The 15,478-nt window shown below is 68.7% G+C and carries 14 protein-coding genes and 2 pseudogenes; 10 read left to right on the top strand and 6 right to left on the bottom strand.

Annotated features, from left to right (window positions below; all coding sequences use genetic code 11):
- The first annotated feature begins 75 nt into the window (after positions 1-75).
- Complete coding sequence (locus tag ACFYPA_RS21475) at positions 76-1,359, top strand: hypothetical protein (protein ID WP_389133564.1); 1,284 nt, start codon at positions 76-78, stop codon at positions 1,357-1,359.
- 93 nt (positions 1,360-1,452) lie between these two features.
- The gene (locus tag ACFYPA_RS21470; RefSeq protein ID WP_389133561.1) at positions 1,453-1,734 is read left to right on the top strand and encodes a hypothetical protein; all 282 of its coding nucleotides are present in this window, start codon (positions 1,453-1,455) and stop codon (positions 1,732-1,734) included.
- Between the two features lie 111 nt (positions 1,735-1,845).
- On the opposite strand, the gene ACFYPA_RS21465 is transcribed toward ACFYPA_RS21470, so the two are convergent.
- On the bottom strand, positions 1,846-2,457 hold the full coding sequence (locus tag ACFYPA_RS21465) for a TetR/AcrR family transcriptional regulator (RefSeq protein ID WP_389133559.1): 612 nt from the start codon (positions 2,455-2,457) through the stop codon (positions 1,846-1,848).
- 132 nt (positions 2,458-2,589) lie between these two features.
- Between ACFYPA_RS21465 and ACFYPA_RS21460 the strand changes: the two genes are divergently transcribed.
- Both ACFYPA_RS21460 and ACFYPA_RS21455 read left to right on the top strand, forming a co-directional pair.
- On the top strand, positions 2,590-3,237 hold the full coding sequence (locus tag ACFYPA_RS21460; RefSeq protein WP_389133556.1) for a hypothetical protein: 648 nt from the start codon (positions 2,590-2,592) through the stop codon (positions 3,235-3,237).
- Positions 3,238-3,360: 123 nt separating this feature from the next.
- Positions 3,361-4,971, top strand: coding sequence for an alpha/beta hydrolase (locus ACFYPA_RS21455; RefSeq protein WP_389133554.1), 1,611 nt, complete (start codon positions 3,361-3,363; stop codon positions 4,969-4,971).
- Positions 4,972-5,154: 183 nt separating this feature from the next.
- Here ACFYPA_RS21455 and ACFYPA_RS21450 read toward each other — a convergent pair whose 3' ends face one another.
- The 4 genes from ACFYPA_RS21450 to ACFYPA_RS21435 all read right to left on the bottom strand — a co-directional run bounded on the left by ACFYPA_RS21450 (position 5,155) and on the right by ACFYPA_RS21435 (position 8,608).
- Positions 5,155-7,143: an ABC transporter ATP-binding protein gene (locus tag ACFYPA_RS21450; RefSeq protein WP_389133551.1), complete on the bottom strand. Its 1,989-nt coding sequence runs from the start codon at positions 7,141-7,143 to the stop codon at positions 5,155-5,157.
- 176 nt (positions 7,144-7,319) lie between these two features.
- The gene (locus ACFYPA_RS21445; RefSeq protein ID WP_389133549.1) at positions 7,320-7,601 is read right to left on the bottom strand and encodes a DNA-binding protein; all 282 of its coding nucleotides are present in this window, start codon (positions 7,599-7,601) and stop codon (positions 7,320-7,322) included.
- Complete coding sequence (locus ACFYPA_RS21440) at positions 7,601-7,798, bottom strand: hypothetical protein (RefSeq protein WP_389133546.1); 198 nt, start codon at positions 7,796-7,798, stop codon at positions 7,601-7,603. The genes ACFYPA_RS21445 and ACFYPA_RS21440 overlap by 1 nt, the downstream gene beginning before the upstream one ends.
- Before the next feature lie 276 nt (positions 7,799-8,074).
- Positions 8,075-8,608: an EF-hand domain-containing protein gene (locus ACFYPA_RS21435; protein ID WP_359320013.1), complete on the bottom strand. Its 534-nt coding sequence runs from the start codon at positions 8,606-8,608 to the stop codon at positions 8,075-8,077.
- Between the two features lie 573 nt (positions 8,609-9,181).
- Between ACFYPA_RS21435 and ACFYPA_RS21430 the strand changes: the two genes are divergently transcribed.
- From ACFYPA_RS21430 to ACFYPA_RS21405, 6 genes and pseudogenes are all read left to right on the top strand, one after another.
- On the top strand, positions 9,182-9,937 hold the full coding sequence (locus ACFYPA_RS21430; RefSeq protein ID WP_359085655.1) for a (5-formylfuran-3-yl)methyl phosphate synthase: 756 nt from the start codon (positions 9,182-9,184) through the stop codon (positions 9,935-9,937).
- Between the two features lie 8 nt (positions 9,938-9,945).
- Positions 9,946-11,352, top strand: a complete 1,407-nt coding sequence (locus ACFYPA_RS21425; RefSeq protein WP_389133542.1) for an aldehyde dehydrogenase family protein — start codon at positions 9,946-9,948, stop codon at positions 11,350-11,352.
- Positions 11,352-12,440 (top strand): NAD(P)-dependent alcohol dehydrogenase, encoded by a 1,089-nt coding sequence (locus ACFYPA_RS21420; protein WP_389133540.1) that lies wholly within the window; start codon positions 11,352-11,354, stop codon positions 12,438-12,440. Before ACFYPA_RS21425 ends, ACFYPA_RS21420 begins: the two co-directional genes overlap by 1 nt.
- Positions 12,441-12,639: 199 nt before the next feature.
- Positions 12,640-13,548 (top strand): class I SAM-dependent methyltransferase, encoded by a 909-nt coding sequence (locus ACFYPA_RS21415; protein ID WP_389133538.1) that lies wholly within the window; start codon positions 12,640-12,642, stop codon positions 13,546-13,548.
- Positions 13,549-13,803: 255 nt separating this feature from the next.
- Positions 13,804-14,574: pseudogene (locus ACFYPA_RS21410) on the top strand (transposase family protein).
- Between the two features lie 39 nt (positions 14,575-14,613).
- Positions 14,614-14,859 carry a DUF2283 domain-containing protein gene (locus tag ACFYPA_RS21405; RefSeq protein WP_356502294.1) on the top strand — a complete coding sequence of 82 codons (246 nt, stop codon included), beginning with the start codon at positions 14,614-14,616 and terminating at the stop codon, positions 14,857-14,859.
- A 60-nt stretch (positions 14,860-14,919) separates the two neighbouring features.
- Here ACFYPA_RS21405 and ACFYPA_RS21400 read toward each other — a convergent pair.
- Positions 14,920-15,435 (bottom strand): annotated as a pseudogene (locus ACFYPA_RS21400) (DUF4246 family protein); the annotation flags it as partial.
- Between the last annotated feature and the right edge of the window lie 43 nt (positions 15,436-15,478).

Genomic DNA, 15,478 nt, shown 5'->3' with positions numbered 1-15,478 from the left:
AGGGTGTTTTCGTAGGACGAACGGCACAGGTGAACCGCCTTGTTCGGCCTCTCGGGCGCACCCAGAATCTTCGTCATGAATCACCCGGCGAAAGTTGATCAGGACGACATCGTGAGGGCGCGGAATGTGCTGCTCGCGTCGGGACGCCGCACTCCAGGCGAGGAAGTAGACGCCTATCGGGTTCTCGCCCAGGTCAGCCCCGCCTCGTACCTGCCGCTCCTGGCGAGGGCGCTGCAGCGTCTGAGCTACGACGCCGGCCGCGGCAGGCCGCGTCCGGACAGTCTCGCGCTGTGTGAGGAGGCGGTGGCCGCGGCGCGGTCCATCGATACGGCTGAACCCGCCCGTGCGGATGTTCTGTACGGGGCCCTCGACTCGTGCCAGAGAGAGCTGTACGCCGTGGGGCGACGCGCCGAAGGGCTCGCCATGCGCGCCGAGATGCTCGCCCTCGGCCGCGCACAGGCCCAACTGTCTGGAGCCCCCGTGGCCAGAGGGCTGAACGGGTGGGCCGCCGGCCTTTCCGAGGAAGGGCGGTATGCAGAGGCTGCCGATGCCATGGGTGAGTTGATCGCCGCGATCCTGCCGGGCGGGCCCGACAGCGGGAGTCTCGCCTGGTCACTCCTGGAGTGGATTGCCGCTCTCCGTGACGCCGGCCGTTCCGACGAAGCACTTGCCGCGTTCGAGACGCTCGTCAGCATGGAAGCGGCCGAAGCCGCGAACGACCGCGGCTCGATGGCCTGCCATCTCTACACGCTCATCGGATACGCGCACATGCTCGACACTCACGGCCGAGGGGAGCGTGCCGCCCTCGTACGGCAAGAGGCGCTGGCCTTGCTGACCGAGCTGGCCGATACCGGTGAGCGGAAGTCCTGGAGTGGCTATCAGGCGTCGTTCTGGGCGGTGCTGCTGTCCTTCTCCGGCGCCGAAGGCGATCGGCCTGCGTCGGATGGACCGCGTCCCCCTTCAGGGGCGGCGCCCATGCAGTGGTCGCCCGATGCCAAGCGGCGCTACTTCGACAGCCGCCATGCGCTCCGCGAAGAGGTGGACGGCCTTGCTTCGCGAGCCACCGAGGATCCGGACCGGCATCTGGCCGAACTGGTCCGGCTGCATCGGATCCTCACCGTCCGCTCCGCCGTCTACTGGGAGCACCGCACCCATCTCTTCGCGCAGCAGGTTCGCTCCCTGTTCGACGACGGAGTGGGCCTGGCCACCCGGCTGTCTCAGCACGACCCGGCAGACGGAACGCGAACCCTGGCCAGGATCCTGATCGACCGATCGACCTTCCATACCGCCGCCCGCGAGTTCAGGCCTGCCCTCAATGACTTCCGCCTAGCCCTGAGCTACCTGGGGGAGGTCAACTAGAGCCTGTCCGACGAGCCAAGTCGCAGCGGGGGTCTGCCTGTTCGCGGAGATCGTTGCAGGTGGCAGATACCCTCGCGTCGCGGTGTCCAGGTCATGGCTTCCGAGGTGCGCCGGACGATTCCTCGCGGCGGCAGGATCGATGTGCAGCACGGATATCTCGTGGCGAACGGGGACGAGCAGACCTTGTGGCGGCGTGGGATGTCGACCGAGCCGGCGGGGCTGGCAGGGGTTGTTTACGACCCGAGCAAGCCGAAGCTAGCCGATTTCACCGCCGACATGCCCGAAAACGTGCAGCGCAGGGAAATCACCCTGCTGTGCCTGACAGCGGTGGCCATCGCGATGCTGGTGCTCATGGCTGTGGGGGCTCTGCCCTGAGAGCCAGATGACCGCGCTGGTGCAGGCGTGGGCCGTGGATTCGCTGATTCGCTGTGCTCTCGCGCCCCTGACCGTGGGGTGGGACCGGTGCGGAGGGGTGGGTGGTTCGGTTCACGGCCCAGTCGGCCCGGCGGATGGTGCGGGGCCGGTGAAGAGGACATGGTCGACGGCGGCGTTGAGGGTCTCGATTTCGGCGATGAGGACGGATTCGCGGGTGGGCAGGGCGCGTTCGACCGAGAGTCCGTTGAGGACGGTGAGAAGGAACCTGACCTCGCGGGTGTGGTCTCCCGGGGGCAGTGCGCCTTCCTCGGCGAGCACGGTGAGCCAGTGCTCGACACGACGCTCCGCCTCCCGCTCATGGGCGAGGTAGGCGGCGCGTACCGGTTCGGTCGGCTCGGGTTCGATGAAGCTCCGATAGATCGTGCTCCATGCGGTTCGCGCGTCCTCGTTGGTGCCGAGCGGTGCGAGGACCTGGCGCAGACAGTTCAGCAGCCGTTCGCGGGGCGGCAGTGCCCGGTCCCGGATCGGGTCGTCGGGCAGGAGGTGTTCGTAGATCCTCGCGAGCAGGCTGTCCTGCAGCGCGCGCTGGGTGGGGAAGTGGAACCTCAGCGAGCCAGTGCTCACTCCCGCACGCGCGGCGACCGCTCGCACGCTCAGCTTCGCCGCGATGTCCTCGGCGATCATTTCCGCGGCGGCCTGGAGGATCTTCTCGCGTGTTTCCATGCTCAGCTCTCCCTCACTTCTCCCAGCTTTCTCAACTGTACTGGCACGCCGTACTAGTACAGCGTGCTAGCGTCTCCTCTAACACGCTGTACTAGTGATGTTGCGGCTGATGGGCAAAGGGGTGTGCGGAGAATGGCGTGGAAACAGTGGGCGGCGTCGAAGCGCCTCAAGCCGGGAGACGGCAGGGAACTGCAGCGGTTCCGCTGGTGGCAGCTCCCGCTGCGCTCCCTGTTCTGGCTACGGCTTCCCGGTGCCGACGGGCACGCCCGCGTGCACGCCGTCGACGTACGGCACTGGGCGCGGTTGGACAACAGCAGGATCCGGGCGCATCTGTTCCTGGACGGCAGGCACGTGGCCGAGTCGAAATTGCCCGCGGTCTTCCCCATGGACGGGGGTGTCATCGAGGTGGCGATGAGCAACTACGGCATCAAACGCTGCCACTACCGCCCCTTGGGCGGACAGCCGCGCCAGCTCACGCCCGACCCGGCCTCGGCGGAGGGACGGCGGGCGCGTTTCGGCGCCCGCCATCCAGGACTGAGCCGGGCGATCAGCATCGGATCGGTGTTGCTGCTTGTCATCGGTGTGGGCCTGAACCTGTTGCAGCTCGCTGAGCCGGTCTCTCACATTCCTCCCGTCGCGCAGCGGGTCGGAACGTTCGAGTCGCCGATACACCTGCCGATCTGGCTGAACCTCGCACTGGGGTGCGGGGCCGTTCTGGCGAGCATGGAGCGCGCGCTCCGCCTGCGGTACTCCTCTCTGCTCGACGCGGCCGGTCACTGACCCCTCGAAACGAGGAAGGCACGACCACGTCAGCCCTCTTCGGCCGGCTTCTTGCGCGACCGGCACGGCCCGGTCATGCGGAATCGCACGGAATGACACGAGTACGGAGAAAGGAAGCTCATCATGATCCAGTCGAGGCCAAGGCCCGCCACCCGGTACGGGGTGGCGTTCGCCGCAGCCCTCATGGTCCTGACCGGGTGTTCGTCCGGCACCTCGGGGGCGCGCGGCACGTCCGCAGTGGGCGCGTCGGCCTCCGTCCCGTCCCCGGAGCCGCTCACCTGGAGCACGTGCGGGAAGAACCTCCAATGCGCCACGATCAAGGTGCCGCAGGAGTACACCGAGCCTGACGGCGCGCGGATCCCGCTCGCGGTCATGCGGCACCGGGCCACTGATCCCGACCAGCGCGTCGGCAGCCTGATCTTCAACCCGGGCGGACCCGGCGTTTCCGCCACCGAGACACTGCGTAATCTGCCCAGGACGGCGGGCACTCCTGGCGCCTTCTCGCCTACGGTGCTCGCCAGATTCGACATCATCGCGATGGACCCGCGCGGCGTCGGCGGATCGCAGGCCGTTCGCTGCCTGACCGACAAGCAGCGAGCTGCCGCCTCCGGCACCGCCTTCGACCCCGCTGTCCCCGGGGGCAAACCGCTGCCGCGGCTGCTGACCGACGCCGCCGCGTTCACTGACGGCTGCGTCAAACACCAGAGCAAAAGGTTCCTGGCCGGCCTGTCCACCGACAACGTGGCCCGCGACATCGACCAGGTCCGCTCCGCGCTCGGCGAGGACAAGATCACGTACTACGGTCTGTCCTACGGCACCGTGGTCGGCCCGATGTACGCCACCCTGTTCCCGCACCGCGTCCGCCAGATGGTGCTCGACGCACCCGTCGACACCAACCTGTGGTTCGGCGACTCCCTCACCTTCCTCAACGACGTCGCCGTGGCGAGTGAACGGACGCTCGACGCCTGGTTCAAGACCTGCCGCACCGAAGGGACCGCAGTGTGCCCGTTCGGAGCGGGAGACCCGCAGGCGGCGTTCGACACACTGATCGACACGCTGGAAGCGGAGCCGCTGAAGATCGCACCCGCCAAGGGCGTCACCCCGGGTGGTGAACTCGACGGTGCCATGGCCCTCGAGGCCACCCGAGCCCTGGCCGGCGACCAGAACACCTGGCCGTTGCTGACCTCGGCGCTGTTGGCCGCACAGGACGGCAACGGTGCACCCCTGCACACCCTGTGGAGCAGCGTCACGGTATCCCCCTTCCCCGTCCCCACCGCGATGTTCGAAGCCCACACCGCGGTACGGTGCGTCGACTGGCAGACCCCGGCCGGTATCGCCGCGCACAAGGCCGCAGCCACCAAGGCCGTCGCCGAGGCCAAGCGGATCGGGACCCGGGCCGCCTACTCCGCCCTGAACTGCGCTCGGTGGCCCGCGCCGAACAAGGACCGCGTGACCAAGCCGCTCACCGGCGCCGGTACGCCGCCGGTACTGGTGGTCGCAGGCCGACTGGACCCCGTCACCCCCCACCACTGGGCCGAGAGCATGACCCGAACCCTGGACTCCGCCGTCCTGCTCACGCGCGAAGGAGTCGGACACGGCTCCTATGGCACCAATACGTGCGTCAACAGCGCAGTTGACGCGGCCCTCGTCCACGGCACCCACCCCGCCGACGGCGCCGAGTGCAAGGCGGACACGCCCGCCACCACCCGCCCCCTGGTCCCGTCGAACCGTTGAGTCACAGCCGGCTTCACCCCCGACGCGTACGTACGAGCCGAGGCGGGGGGCAGGCGTGCGGTCTTCTGCTCTACGGGGCCGCCGGGCAGCATCGGCAGCGCGGCCCCGGGGTCCGGGGCCGGCCACGAGGACGACACGGCCGCCTGTAACGCCGGCTCAGCCTTTCGGTGGAGCGGGGACGGGTCATGCCTTGTCCAAGACGTTGGGCGAAGCAGGCTTCGGGACGTTCGGGGCCGGGGCGTACTGGGCGGCCTGGGTGTCGAACATGGCGGCGTACCGCCCGCCTGCGGCCATGAGTTGGTCGTGGGTGCCATGCTCGACGAGGCGCCCTTGGTTGAGGACGTAGATGTGGTCGGCGTGCCGGACGCCGGACATGCGGTGAGTGACCAGGACGACGGCCCGGTTCGGGGCGGCCAGGCGCCGGATACGGTCGAAGGCGGCGATCTCCGCTTCCGGGTCGAGGGCGGAAGTCGGCTCGTCGACGATCAGGACGCTGTCCGATCGCGATGTTGCGCTACGCCAGTGGGTGCGAGCCAGGCCCACCTTCTGCCATTCCCCGCCGGAGAGTTCGATGGCTCCGCGGAACATGCGGCCGAGCATGCTGTCCAACCCGTTGGGGAGTCTGGCGGTGACGGAGGCGGCTCCGGCGTAGTCGATGGACGTCTGCAGGTCGTGGGCCGACGCGTCGTGGTCGGGACGGCCGATGCGTATGTTCATCGCAGCAGTCACGGGCCAGCGCTGGAAATCCTGGGTGAGAAGGGAGACGCGGTTGAAGACCTGGGCGCGTTCCAGCTCGACGACGTCGGCCTGGCCCCACTTCACCGAGCCCTCGTGAGGTAGCAGCAGACCGGACAAGATCTTCATCAAGGTGCTTTTGCCGGAGCCGTTCTCGCCCACGACGGCGGTGACCGAGCCCATGGGGAAGGTGAGCGTCACATCGTCCAGGGCCGGTGCGTCGCGGTCGGGATACCGGTAGGTGACGTGTTCCAGGGAGACCTGCCTGACCTGGTCCGGGACGGGGTCGCCGGTCCGGGGGATGGCGCGTTGGGCAGCTTCGGCCAGGAACTGTCCGTGATCCCGGACGTAGAGGGACTCTTCGTGCAGCTGGTTGATGTTCATCACCAGGGCTCCCAGGCTCGCCGACCCGGTCCGCACCGCGATCACGGCAGTGCCGGCGACGGCGAGGCTCATATGGCCGGCCATGATCAGCCAGATCATGCCGCCGTAGGTGGCTGCCATGGCCGTTCCGGAGAGGGCGGAGGCGACCCATTCGGTGACGGCTTTGCTGGAGGCCAGGCGTTCCTGCTCCGCTTCCGCGCTCGCGGCCATGCGACCGTACCGGTCGAGGAGAAAGGGGCCGACGGCGTGGATACGTACCTCTGGGGCAGCCGTTCGCTCGATGAGGAGGTTCCCGATGAGACGGCTGGCCCGCAGGTGCTCGATCCAGCTCATCATCGACACATAGCGTTCCTGCGCCACCCGCATGGCGCCCCAGCCGCGGGGCGCGGCGATGACCAGCAGCATGGGCAGCAGCGCCGGATGCAGGATGGTCAGCACACCGGCCGTGGCGATCAGCGAGATGCTGCTGTTCAGGGCGGAGACGCAGGCGCCGATCATGCGGCGCGCGGAGGCGGGCCCGTACTGGGCGATGTCGATCAGGCGGCGGAAGTCCGGGTCGTCGATGGCTTCGAGTTCGACGGCGGTTGCCGCGGCCAGGTACTGCGTGGTGGCGATCCGCTCGACCTTCGGCTCCAGACGGCCGGCGCGAGAGGTCGACCAGCCGGCCAGGGCGGAGTTCACGACAGCGATGCCTGCGGCGGCGAGCAGGCCCGGCACCAAGCCGTGCAGCCGCTCGACGGCGTCACCGGCGCCCAAAAGCGCGTGCATGACCGCGTTGATGGCAAGCAGGCTCACCGCGGCGGCGATTCCCTGGCCGAGTTCGCTGATCGCCACCACCGTCAGCGCGCGGCGATCGGCGCTCCAGGCCATCCGCAGGGCGGCGCTGACGAGCCCGGGCATCTGGCGCAGCGCGGACCGCATGGTCAGGTCCAGGCCCGCGTGCTCGTGTTGGGACCAGCCCGTGTCGTAGCGCAACGGCCCGCCGAAGAGTTCGTGTTCCGCATCGGAGATCTGCGGCTCCGCCATGCGGACCTTGCCGAAGAATCGCTTCACTCACTGCCTCCCTGTGAGGACCAGTTCAGGGCCCGGTAGAACGGGCCTGGGTGAGCATGTGGAAGACGGCACTGGTGCGGGGGGTGGCAGTCCGGCGGGGAATTCTCCCTCGGTACCCCGAACAGCCCTTCATGCTTGTCCGGATCGAGTAATCGTCAAGACCTTTGGATGGGCAGTCAGAAGAAGCCGATCGAGTCCTTGAGGAGCCGAAGGGCTTTTGCGCGGTAGGTGGCGCCGTCGCGCCAGGCCGTTTCTGCCTGCACGCTGGTCGTCGTGACGCCCGCCCTCCCGGCCGAGTTCTCCGCGGGTACCAGGTGGCCGCAGGCGATGAGTGCGCCCACGCGAAAGAGGACGATGCCCAGTTGGCGGGCGGCCTCGGGCTGGGACAGCCAGTCCTCGTCTGTCACCCGCGGAACCCGCAGGAGCTTGGGATAGCGGCGTTCGTCTCGCGGTGTCATCAGGCAGCCCCCGCTACGCGGCGTTCGACGAGGTGACCGTTCTCGAAGCGGGCGCCGTCGCGGACGAGAGCGACGAGGTGGGGTGCGGTGATCGCGCACCAGTGAGCCTGAGCCTGGGCGGACTCGACGAGCTCGCACACCATCGCCATCGCCGCAGCCGGTCTCCCGGCCCCGCGGGTGGCCTCGGTCCTCGACATCACGGTACTGAACGTACCCTCGATGGGATTGGTCGAGCGCAGGTCCGCCCTCAGCGTTCCGCGAGGTACCCCTCCGAGGCTGATTCACAGGTCTTGAGCATGGCTCACCGGACGCGGAGCGATGCGATGCGCGTCTTCTTCGAGCCCGTGGGGAAGTCGCCTGATGGGCGCACCATGAAGTGCGTCAAGAATGCGGATTACGAGGCGCGCACGTTGATTTGGGGGCCGGAGCCCGGCGGCTCGCCCCCGCGGAGCGAGTCGTCGGGCCGGGCCGGATCAGGCTGCCGGAGAAGGTGCCAGCAGGTCCGCCGGGATGCCGCCCTTGTCAGGGGCGTAGAAGTTCCTGATCTCGGCCTCCCAGACATCCACCCTGATCCGGTTGGCGTCATCGGGCTCGAAGGCGTCGAAGAGGGCGTGGATGTTCGGCAGGTCGAAGCCGACGCCTCTCATCATGTCGGTGAACACCGGCCGGGTGACGGTACCGCTGCCGTCCAGGTCACCGAGGCGGGCGAAGCCGGCGGCGAACTCGCCGACCGCCCCGTTGAAGCGCTCCGGAGACAGGACGCACTCCTGGTACTCGTCGTAAGTGATCCGGCCGTCGTGATGGGCATCCAGCTCGCTGGCCAGCGTGTTCCAGTAGCGAGTGAAGCCGGCCCGCATGGCCTGCTTCCGTGCCTCGTCGGCTCCGGGCACAGCCGCGGCGACCCGGCTGCTCATCAGATGGAAGTCGTCGGCTTCCAGGACCCCGTTGCCGTCGGCGTCGAACAGGGTGAACACGAGTTTCACTCGGTTGACCGCTTCGCTTCGCATGGACTCTTACCTTTCGTCGGTCAGGAAGGCGGACGGCCGTGCGTGTACGACGCGGCATGCGGCGCGCGATGGTCCGGTTGCGCAGCGGTGGGCCGCTGACAGGTGCGGCGAACACCGCGCAGGGCTGGGACGGGCCGTGCGGGCCGGTCGCTTGATCGTCGCGCTCTCACTATGTGGCCTGCGCAAATCCCGTGTCGCCGGCAGAACTGCGTGTTCAACAGAAGGAATGAACATGGCGCCGCTCCGGCATGAACCGGTCGTCCGCCGCTCAGTAGGCGGCGCGTCCCGTGCCTCCTCAAGGCGGGGGCCCCGCCCATGTCGTCGGCCGGTCCGCTGGGCACCAAATGCACCTGGCCCCCACCCGTCGCCGTGCTGCACGCGGCGAGCCCCCGGTGGGGCCGCCAGGGGCGGCGCGCACGGCGCACTGGGTACGCCGGCCGTACCCCGTTCGGTCTCCGCGCGCCCTACCGAGGGGCTACGGGCCGCCTTGATGATGAGCGGACCGCACGAAATCCCAACGATTCCGCACACCTGCTTCCCGGCCAGGTGCTTACGCGGTGGACGGAGACCACGTTGTTGCTTCTCATCTCCCCGGACAGTGTCGAAGAGGCCCTCGACTGCGCGAAGGCGGCGGACCATCTGGACATCGTCGATGTCAAGAAGCCCGACGAGGGCTCCCTCGGCGCGAACTTCCCCTGGGTCATCAGGGAGATCCGCGAGGCGGTGCCGGCGGACAAGCCGGTATCCGCCACCGTGGGAGACGTACCCTACAAGCCCGGCACCGTGGCCCAGGCGGCACTCGGTGCGGCCGTCTCCGGAGCCACCTACATCAAGGTCGGCCTCTACGGATGCACGACGCCCGACCAGGCTATCGATGTCATGCGAGGGGTAGTCCGGGCGGTGAAGGATTTCCGGCCGGACGCCCTCGTCGTGGCGTCGGGGTACGCCGACGCCCACCGGGTCGGCTGCGTCAACCCGCTCGCCCTGCCCGACATCGCCCTGCGCTCCGGCGCCGACGCGGCCATGCTCGACACCGCGGTCAAGGACGGAACCCGGCTGTTCGATCACGTTCCGCCGGAGGTCTGTGCGGAGTTCGTCCGGCGGGCCCACGAAGCCGATCTGCTCGCCGCCCTCGCGGGCAGTGTGAAGGTGGGAGACCTCGGTGTACTGAACCGCATCGGCACGGACATCGTGGGGGTGCGCGGGGCGGTTTGCGAGGGTGGTGACCGCAACACCGGCAGGATTCAACCGCAGTTGGTGGCCGCCTTCCGAGCGGAGATGGACCGCCACGCCCGAGAACAGGCGGCTGCCGTCACCGCGGCGAGGTGACCGCCGGCATGGCCACGCGTCAACCCCGGCAGGCGTGCCCGACCCCCGGCGCGCGCTTCGCGGTCCTCGACCCGGCAACGGGTGAGGAGTTCGAAGAGGCCCCCGACGAGCAGCCGGACGAGCTGGACGCCATCGTGGGCCGGTCCCACGAGGCCTGGCGCGGCTGGCGGGCTGACGCCGCCGCCCGCACCACCGCATTGCTCGAGGCAGCGGACGCCGTGGAGGCGGCCGGGACGGACATCGCTCCCTTGCTCACCCGGGAGCAGGGCAAACCACTGAGCGAGTCGTACGCGGAGATCGCCCGCACGGCGGCCCGCCTGCGCTACTTCGCCGAGTTGGTCCCCCGGTCCGAGGCCATCACGGACGGCCGCCCCGTACGCAGCGAGATCCGCTGGCGACCGCTCGGGCCCGTCGCCGCGATCACTCCATGGAACTTCCCCCTCCAGCTCGCCTCCGCGAAGTTCGCGCCCGCGCTCGCCGCAGGCAACACGATGGTGCTCAAGCCGTCCCCCTACACACCCCTCGCCACACGGCTGGTCGGGTCCGTCATCTCCACCGCCCTCCCCGAGGACGTACTGACGATCGTCACCGGCCACGAACCCCTCGGCGCGCGCCTCGCATCCCACCCGGGGATGCGCCACGTGACTTTCACCGGTTCGATTCCCACCGGACGGGCCGTCGCACAAGGTGCAGCGGCCTCACTCGCCCGCGTCACCCTGGAACTGGGGGGCAACGACGCGGCCATCCTGCTGGAGGACGTGGATGTGGAGGCAATCGCTGAAAGGCTGTTCTGGGCGGCGTTCCGCAACTGCGGGCAGGTCTGCATGGCGGTCAAGCGCGTCTACGCCCCGGTCCGGCTGTACTCCCGCGTGGTCGAGGCCCTTGCGCAGCGTGCGAAGAACGTCGTCGTCGGAGCCGGCCTCGACCCGGGTACGCAGCTGGGGCCGGTCAACAACGCCCCCCAACTCGCCCGGATCGAGGACTACACGGCGCAGGCCCTGGCAGGCGGCGCCCGTGCCGTCGCCGGGGGCCACCGGCTGGACCGACCGGGCTACTTCTTCGCCCCGACGATCCTGGCCGACGTCCCAGCCAGTAGCCCGGTGGTGACGGAGGAGCAGTTCGGGCCCGTCCTGCCGGTGCTGCCGTACGGGAGTGTCGACAAAGCGGTCGAGGCAGCCAACGGCACCGGCTTCGGACTGGGAGGCTCGGTATGGGGGACCGACCTCGACCGGGCCGAGGAAGTGGCCGACCGGCTGGAGTGCGGAACGGCATGGATCAACCACCACGCCGAACTGTCCCTTGCCCAGCCCTTCGCGGGTTCCAAGGAGAGCGGCGTCGGCGTAGCGGGCGGGCCATGGGGGCTCTACGGCAACCTCAGACCATTCGTCATGCACCGGCCGCAGGAGGCGAGGTGATGAAATTCGACGCGGCGGTGTTGCGTTCGCACGAGAGCCGGTTCGCCGTCGAAGAGGTGCTCCTGCACTCGGGACCGGCCGACGGCGAGATCCTGGTCAAGATCGCGGGCTGCGGAATGTGCGGGACCGATCTCGCGGTTCGGCGTTCGGCGGGCCGCTCACCGCTGCCGGCGGTGCTCGGCCACGAAGGGGCCGGGGTCGTGGCGGATACGGGCGGTCCGCACACCGGCCTGAGCAACGGCGACCACGTAGTGCTGAGCTTCGACTCCTGTGGCCACTGCCGGAGCTGCATGGGCGCCGCCCCCGCCTACTGCGACTCCTTCGGCTCCCTCAACCTCTTCGGAGGGCGCAAAAAGAACGCCGCGCGGTTCACCGACGCGGCCGGGGGCGGACTGGCTCCCCGGTGGTTCGGCCAGTCCTCGTTCGCCGCGTACGCGGTCGTCCCGGCCCGCAACGCCGTGCGGGTCGACCCCTCGCTGCCCATCGAACTGCTCGGACCGCTCGGCTGCGGATTCCTCACCGGTGCCGGAGCGGTCTTCAACTCCTTCGGCGCCGGGCCCGGCGACACGATCGCGGTCTTCGGCGCAGGAGCGGTGGGCCTGGCCGCGGTGATGGCGGCGACCGCCTCCGGAGCCGTGACCGTGGCCGTCGACCGGCACCCCGAACGACTGGCCCTGGCCGAACGATTCGGCGCTGCCCCGCTGCACGCCGCCTCGCCCGACCTACCCGGCCGTATCAGGCAACTGACCGACGGCGGCGCGCACTATGCGCTGGACACCACGGCCTCCGCCTCGCTGATCAACGACGCCCTCCGGGCTCTGCGCCCGACGGGCCACCTCGGTCTGGTGGCACGGCTCCGCACGGCGTTGCCACTCGAACCGGGCGCACTGGACCGAGGCAGGAGAATCTCCCACATCTGTGAGGGGGACGCGGTGCCGGGCCTGCTGATTCCACGGTTGAGCGCGCTGTGGCAGGCCGGGCTGTTTCCCTTCGACGAGCTGATCCGTACGTATCCGCTCACCGACATCAATGAGGCCGAACGCGACTGCGAGGCGGGCCGCGTGGTCAAACCGGTCATGATTCCGTAGGGGAGAAGACGATGAGCGAGGCACACAGCGCCTCCTGCCTGCCGATCACCCCTCAGGGAGGGACAACCGATCGGACGCCACACCATCGCAGCGCCCCTCGGGTGAACAGGGAGACCTGAGCGGTCCAGTCGCGCGTCCATCTCCGAACCATCATTCGCAACCCTCGCTGTTCGTGTCTCGATTCGCCGACGGAGGAAACGTGGCCGGCACAACGCATCACAACACCGGTGTGGAAGGCGTGGAAGGAGGGGTGGGGGTGACCGCTCTCCTGGTCGCCGCGGCACGGGCGATCGAGACTCATCGCCACGACGCTCTGGCCCAGGACCCCTACGCGGAGCACTTCGTGCTCGCCGCACCGGCGTCCGCCGACTGGCCTGTGCGCATGCAGCAGGTCCCGGACGGGGACGCGAACCCCCTGTGGGGAAGGTTCGCGCGATATTTCGGCCTGCGAACGAGGGTGCTGGACGACTTCCTTCTCCGGTCGGTGCACTCGGGAAGCGCCCGCCAAGTGGTATTGCTCGGGGCGGGTTTGGATGCGCGGGCCTTTCGGCTCGACTGGCCTCCGGGCTCTGTGATCTTCGAGATCGACAGGAAAGAAGTGCTGTCGTTCAAGCACCAGGTGCTCGACGGACTGTCGGCCACCCCCAAGGCAGCGCGCGTACCCGTGCCGATCGATCTGCGCGCCGACTGGGTCGGAGCACTTGCCGGCGCAGGCTTCGACCCGGCCGCACCGAGCGTCTGGCTGGCCGAGGGGTTGCTGTTCTACCTGCCGCCTGCCGTCGAAACACACCTCATCGACATGGTGGGGCGTTTGACTACGGCAGGGAGTGCTCTGGCGTTCGAGGTCAAGCTTGACAAGAACTTGCTGGAATACCGCGACAGCCCGCTCTACACCTCGACGACTCAGCAGCTCGGCATCGACCTGCTCGACCTGTTCGACAGGGAGCCCCGGCCCGACTCCGCCGGTGATCTGGCGAGCAAGGGCTGGTCCACATCGGTCCGTACCCCCTTCGACTTCACGCGCCGGCACGGACGCGGCCCACTGCCTGAGCAGAACGACGCCCTGGCGGGCAACCGGTGGGTGTTCGCGAACAAGCCCGGACCGTGACGCGGCAGCCGGACGGCCGGGCCGTCGGCGCGACTCGGACACGGGCCCCTGCCCTCCGCCGGCCAACAGCCGGACTGGTCTCGGCGCAATCCCGGACGGCGCCCGCCCTCGCGGGGGACGGCGGCCCGGGTCAGTGAGCCTTTTCCAACCTCGTGGTGAGGGTGGCTGGTTGGTCGCGGACGTCTGTACAGCGCAGTGAAGCTCCTGGTAGACGGGTTCACGACCAAGATCACCCGTTGTCTTCCAGGAGCTTCCGTGCTTGTCTACCCGTCCGGGATCGACCTGTCCAGTTCGACCCTGCGGTTCCTCGCCCGTCACCTGCGTCAGCGCCGCCATGAGATCGGTAGCCGGTGGCGCCGACTGCCAGCGGGGCGCCAGGCACTCCTCACCCTCGCGCACCTGCGATGCGGCGACACCTACGGCCGGCTCGCCGCGGCGTTCAACGTCGGCATTCGCCACCGTCTACCGGTACATCCGCGAAGCCGTCGACGTCCTGGCCGCCCTCGCCCCAACGCTTGAACAAGCCGTCAGCACCGCGGCGACGAAAGCGTTCGTGATCCTGGACGGCACCCTGCTACCGACCGACCGACCGACCGCATCGCCGCCGACCGCCCCTTCTACTCCGGCAAGCACAAGAAGCACGGCATGAACGTGCAGGTCATCACCGACCCCTTAGGCTGCCTGCTCTGGGCATCGCCTGCACTGCCCGGAGCGGTCCACGACATGAAGGCCGCCCGCACCCACGGCATCCCCGCCGCACTGACCCAAGCGGGCCTCCGCTGCTGGGCGGACAAGGCGTACCAAGGAGCAGGCGGCACCGTCCGCGTCCCCTACCGCGGCCGCTGGGACAAACTCTCCGCAGGCCAACGAGCCGTCAACGCCTCCCACGCCAAGATCCGCGCGCTCGGCGAGCAGGCCATGGCCACCCTCAAGACGTGGCGCCTCCTGCGCAAACTTCGTTGCAGTACGACCCGCGTCACCACCATCGTCAAGGCCGTCCTCGCCCTGCAACTCGCAGCGCACTGACGAGACCGGAACCAACAACGCAGAAAGGACCCCAGCATCGTGCCTGACGTCAAAGTCACCTACGACAAGACCGTGAACGCGGCGTACATATACTTCACCGACCCGCAGGTCAGCGTGAGATCAGCACACACCTATCCCTGCGATCCGATCGATGTCGACGGCATGATCAACCTCGACTTCGACGAGCAGGGCCGCCTCATCGGCATCGAGGTCCTAGCCGCCACGTCGAAGCTCCCCGAGTACGTGCTCCAAGCCGCCGAGCCGCCGGACTCCGAGGGCAGTTGAGCCCGGGAGCAGCCCGGCGATTGTTACCCTGCACAGCCGCCAGCACAGGTTGGAAAAGGCTCAGTGTTCGCAGAGCGAGAATCGTCGCTCGTAGAGCTGCTCGTTGTGCTCGGCGACGAAGAACTTGCGTTCCCGCATGAGCTGTTCGCGATAACCCTCGGCCTGCTCGCGCGTCATAGTCGCGGTGTCGGACCATGGCTGCTGGGGTGGCACATCGGATGTCGGGACGATTCGTGCCGAGGGGCCGACCAGGAAGAAGGCGAGAATTTTGCGGTGTCCCGGGCGGGCGGCATCCGTGAGGCGGAATGAGCCGACGCGGCGTTCCGCTCGCCTCCTCCACCAGACAGAACAGTGAGGGGTGAACCAGATCCAGCACCTGACCCTCGGATCCGGGATGCCAGTCCTTTTCTGCTTCGGGGGCCTGTTCCAGTACCCGGACCGCCTCACGCAGCCGTGCCGTGCCCTGAGCTTTTCGTCGACGAGTGTGTGCGACTGCCACACCCCGTCGACGGCGGACACCTCGATGCCCGTTCGTCCGTCCCGCAGTCCGGCGTAATGCACGAGTTCGTCGAGTAAGGGCTGTCCCGTAATCCCTGGTGGATCAGCGCGCGGCGTCAGA

The organism is Streptomyces sp. NPDC005775 (genome assembly GCF_042871565.1).
Lineage (GTDB): Bacteria > Actinomycetota > Actinomycetes > Streptomycetales > Streptomycetaceae > Streptomyces.
Note: the sequence above shows the minus strand (reverse complement) of the source record. Positions and strands in the feature narration are given on the sequence as shown.

Bases quoted from the DNA above. Each gene is read 5' to 3' on its own strand.
- ACFYPA_RS21475 (WP_389133564.1), top strand. From the start codon at position 76: ATGAATCACCCGGCGAAAGTTGATCAGGACGACATCGTGAGGGCGCGG.
- ACFYPA_RS21470 (WP_389133561.1), top strand. From the start codon at position 1,453: ATGGCTTCCGAGGTGCGCCGGACGATTCCTCGCGGCGGCAGGATCGAT.
- ACFYPA_RS21465 (WP_389133559.1), bottom strand. From the start codon at position 2,457: ATGGAAACACGCGAGAAGATCCTCCAGGCCGCCGCGGAAATGATCGCC.
- ACFYPA_RS21460 (WP_389133556.1), top strand. From the start codon at position 2,590: ATGGCGTGGAAACAGTGGGCGGCGTCGAAGCGCCTCAAGCCGGGAGAC.
- ACFYPA_RS21455 (WP_389133554.1), top strand. From the start codon at position 3,361: ATGATCCAGTCGAGGCCAAGGCCCGCCACCCGGTACGGGGTGGCGTTC.
- ACFYPA_RS21445 (WP_389133549.1), bottom strand. From the start codon at position 7,601: ATGACACCGCGAGACGAACGCCGCTATCCCAAGCTCCTGCGGGTTCCG.
- ACFYPA_RS21440 (WP_389133546.1), bottom strand. From the start codon at position 7,798: ATGTCGAGGACCGAGGCCACCCGCGGGGCCGGGAGACCGGCTGCGGCG.
- ACFYPA_RS21435 (WP_359320013.1), bottom strand. From the start codon at position 8,608: ATGCGAAGCGAAGCGGTCAACCGAGTGAAACTCGTGTTCACCCTGTTC.
- ACFYPA_RS21425 (WP_389133542.1), top strand. From the start codon at position 9,946: ATGGCCACGCGTCAACCCCGGCAGGCGTGCCCGACCCCCGGCGCGCGC.
- ACFYPA_RS21420 (WP_389133540.1), top strand. From the start codon at position 11,352: ATGAAATTCGACGCGGCGGTGTTGCGTTCGCACGAGAGCCGGTTCGCC.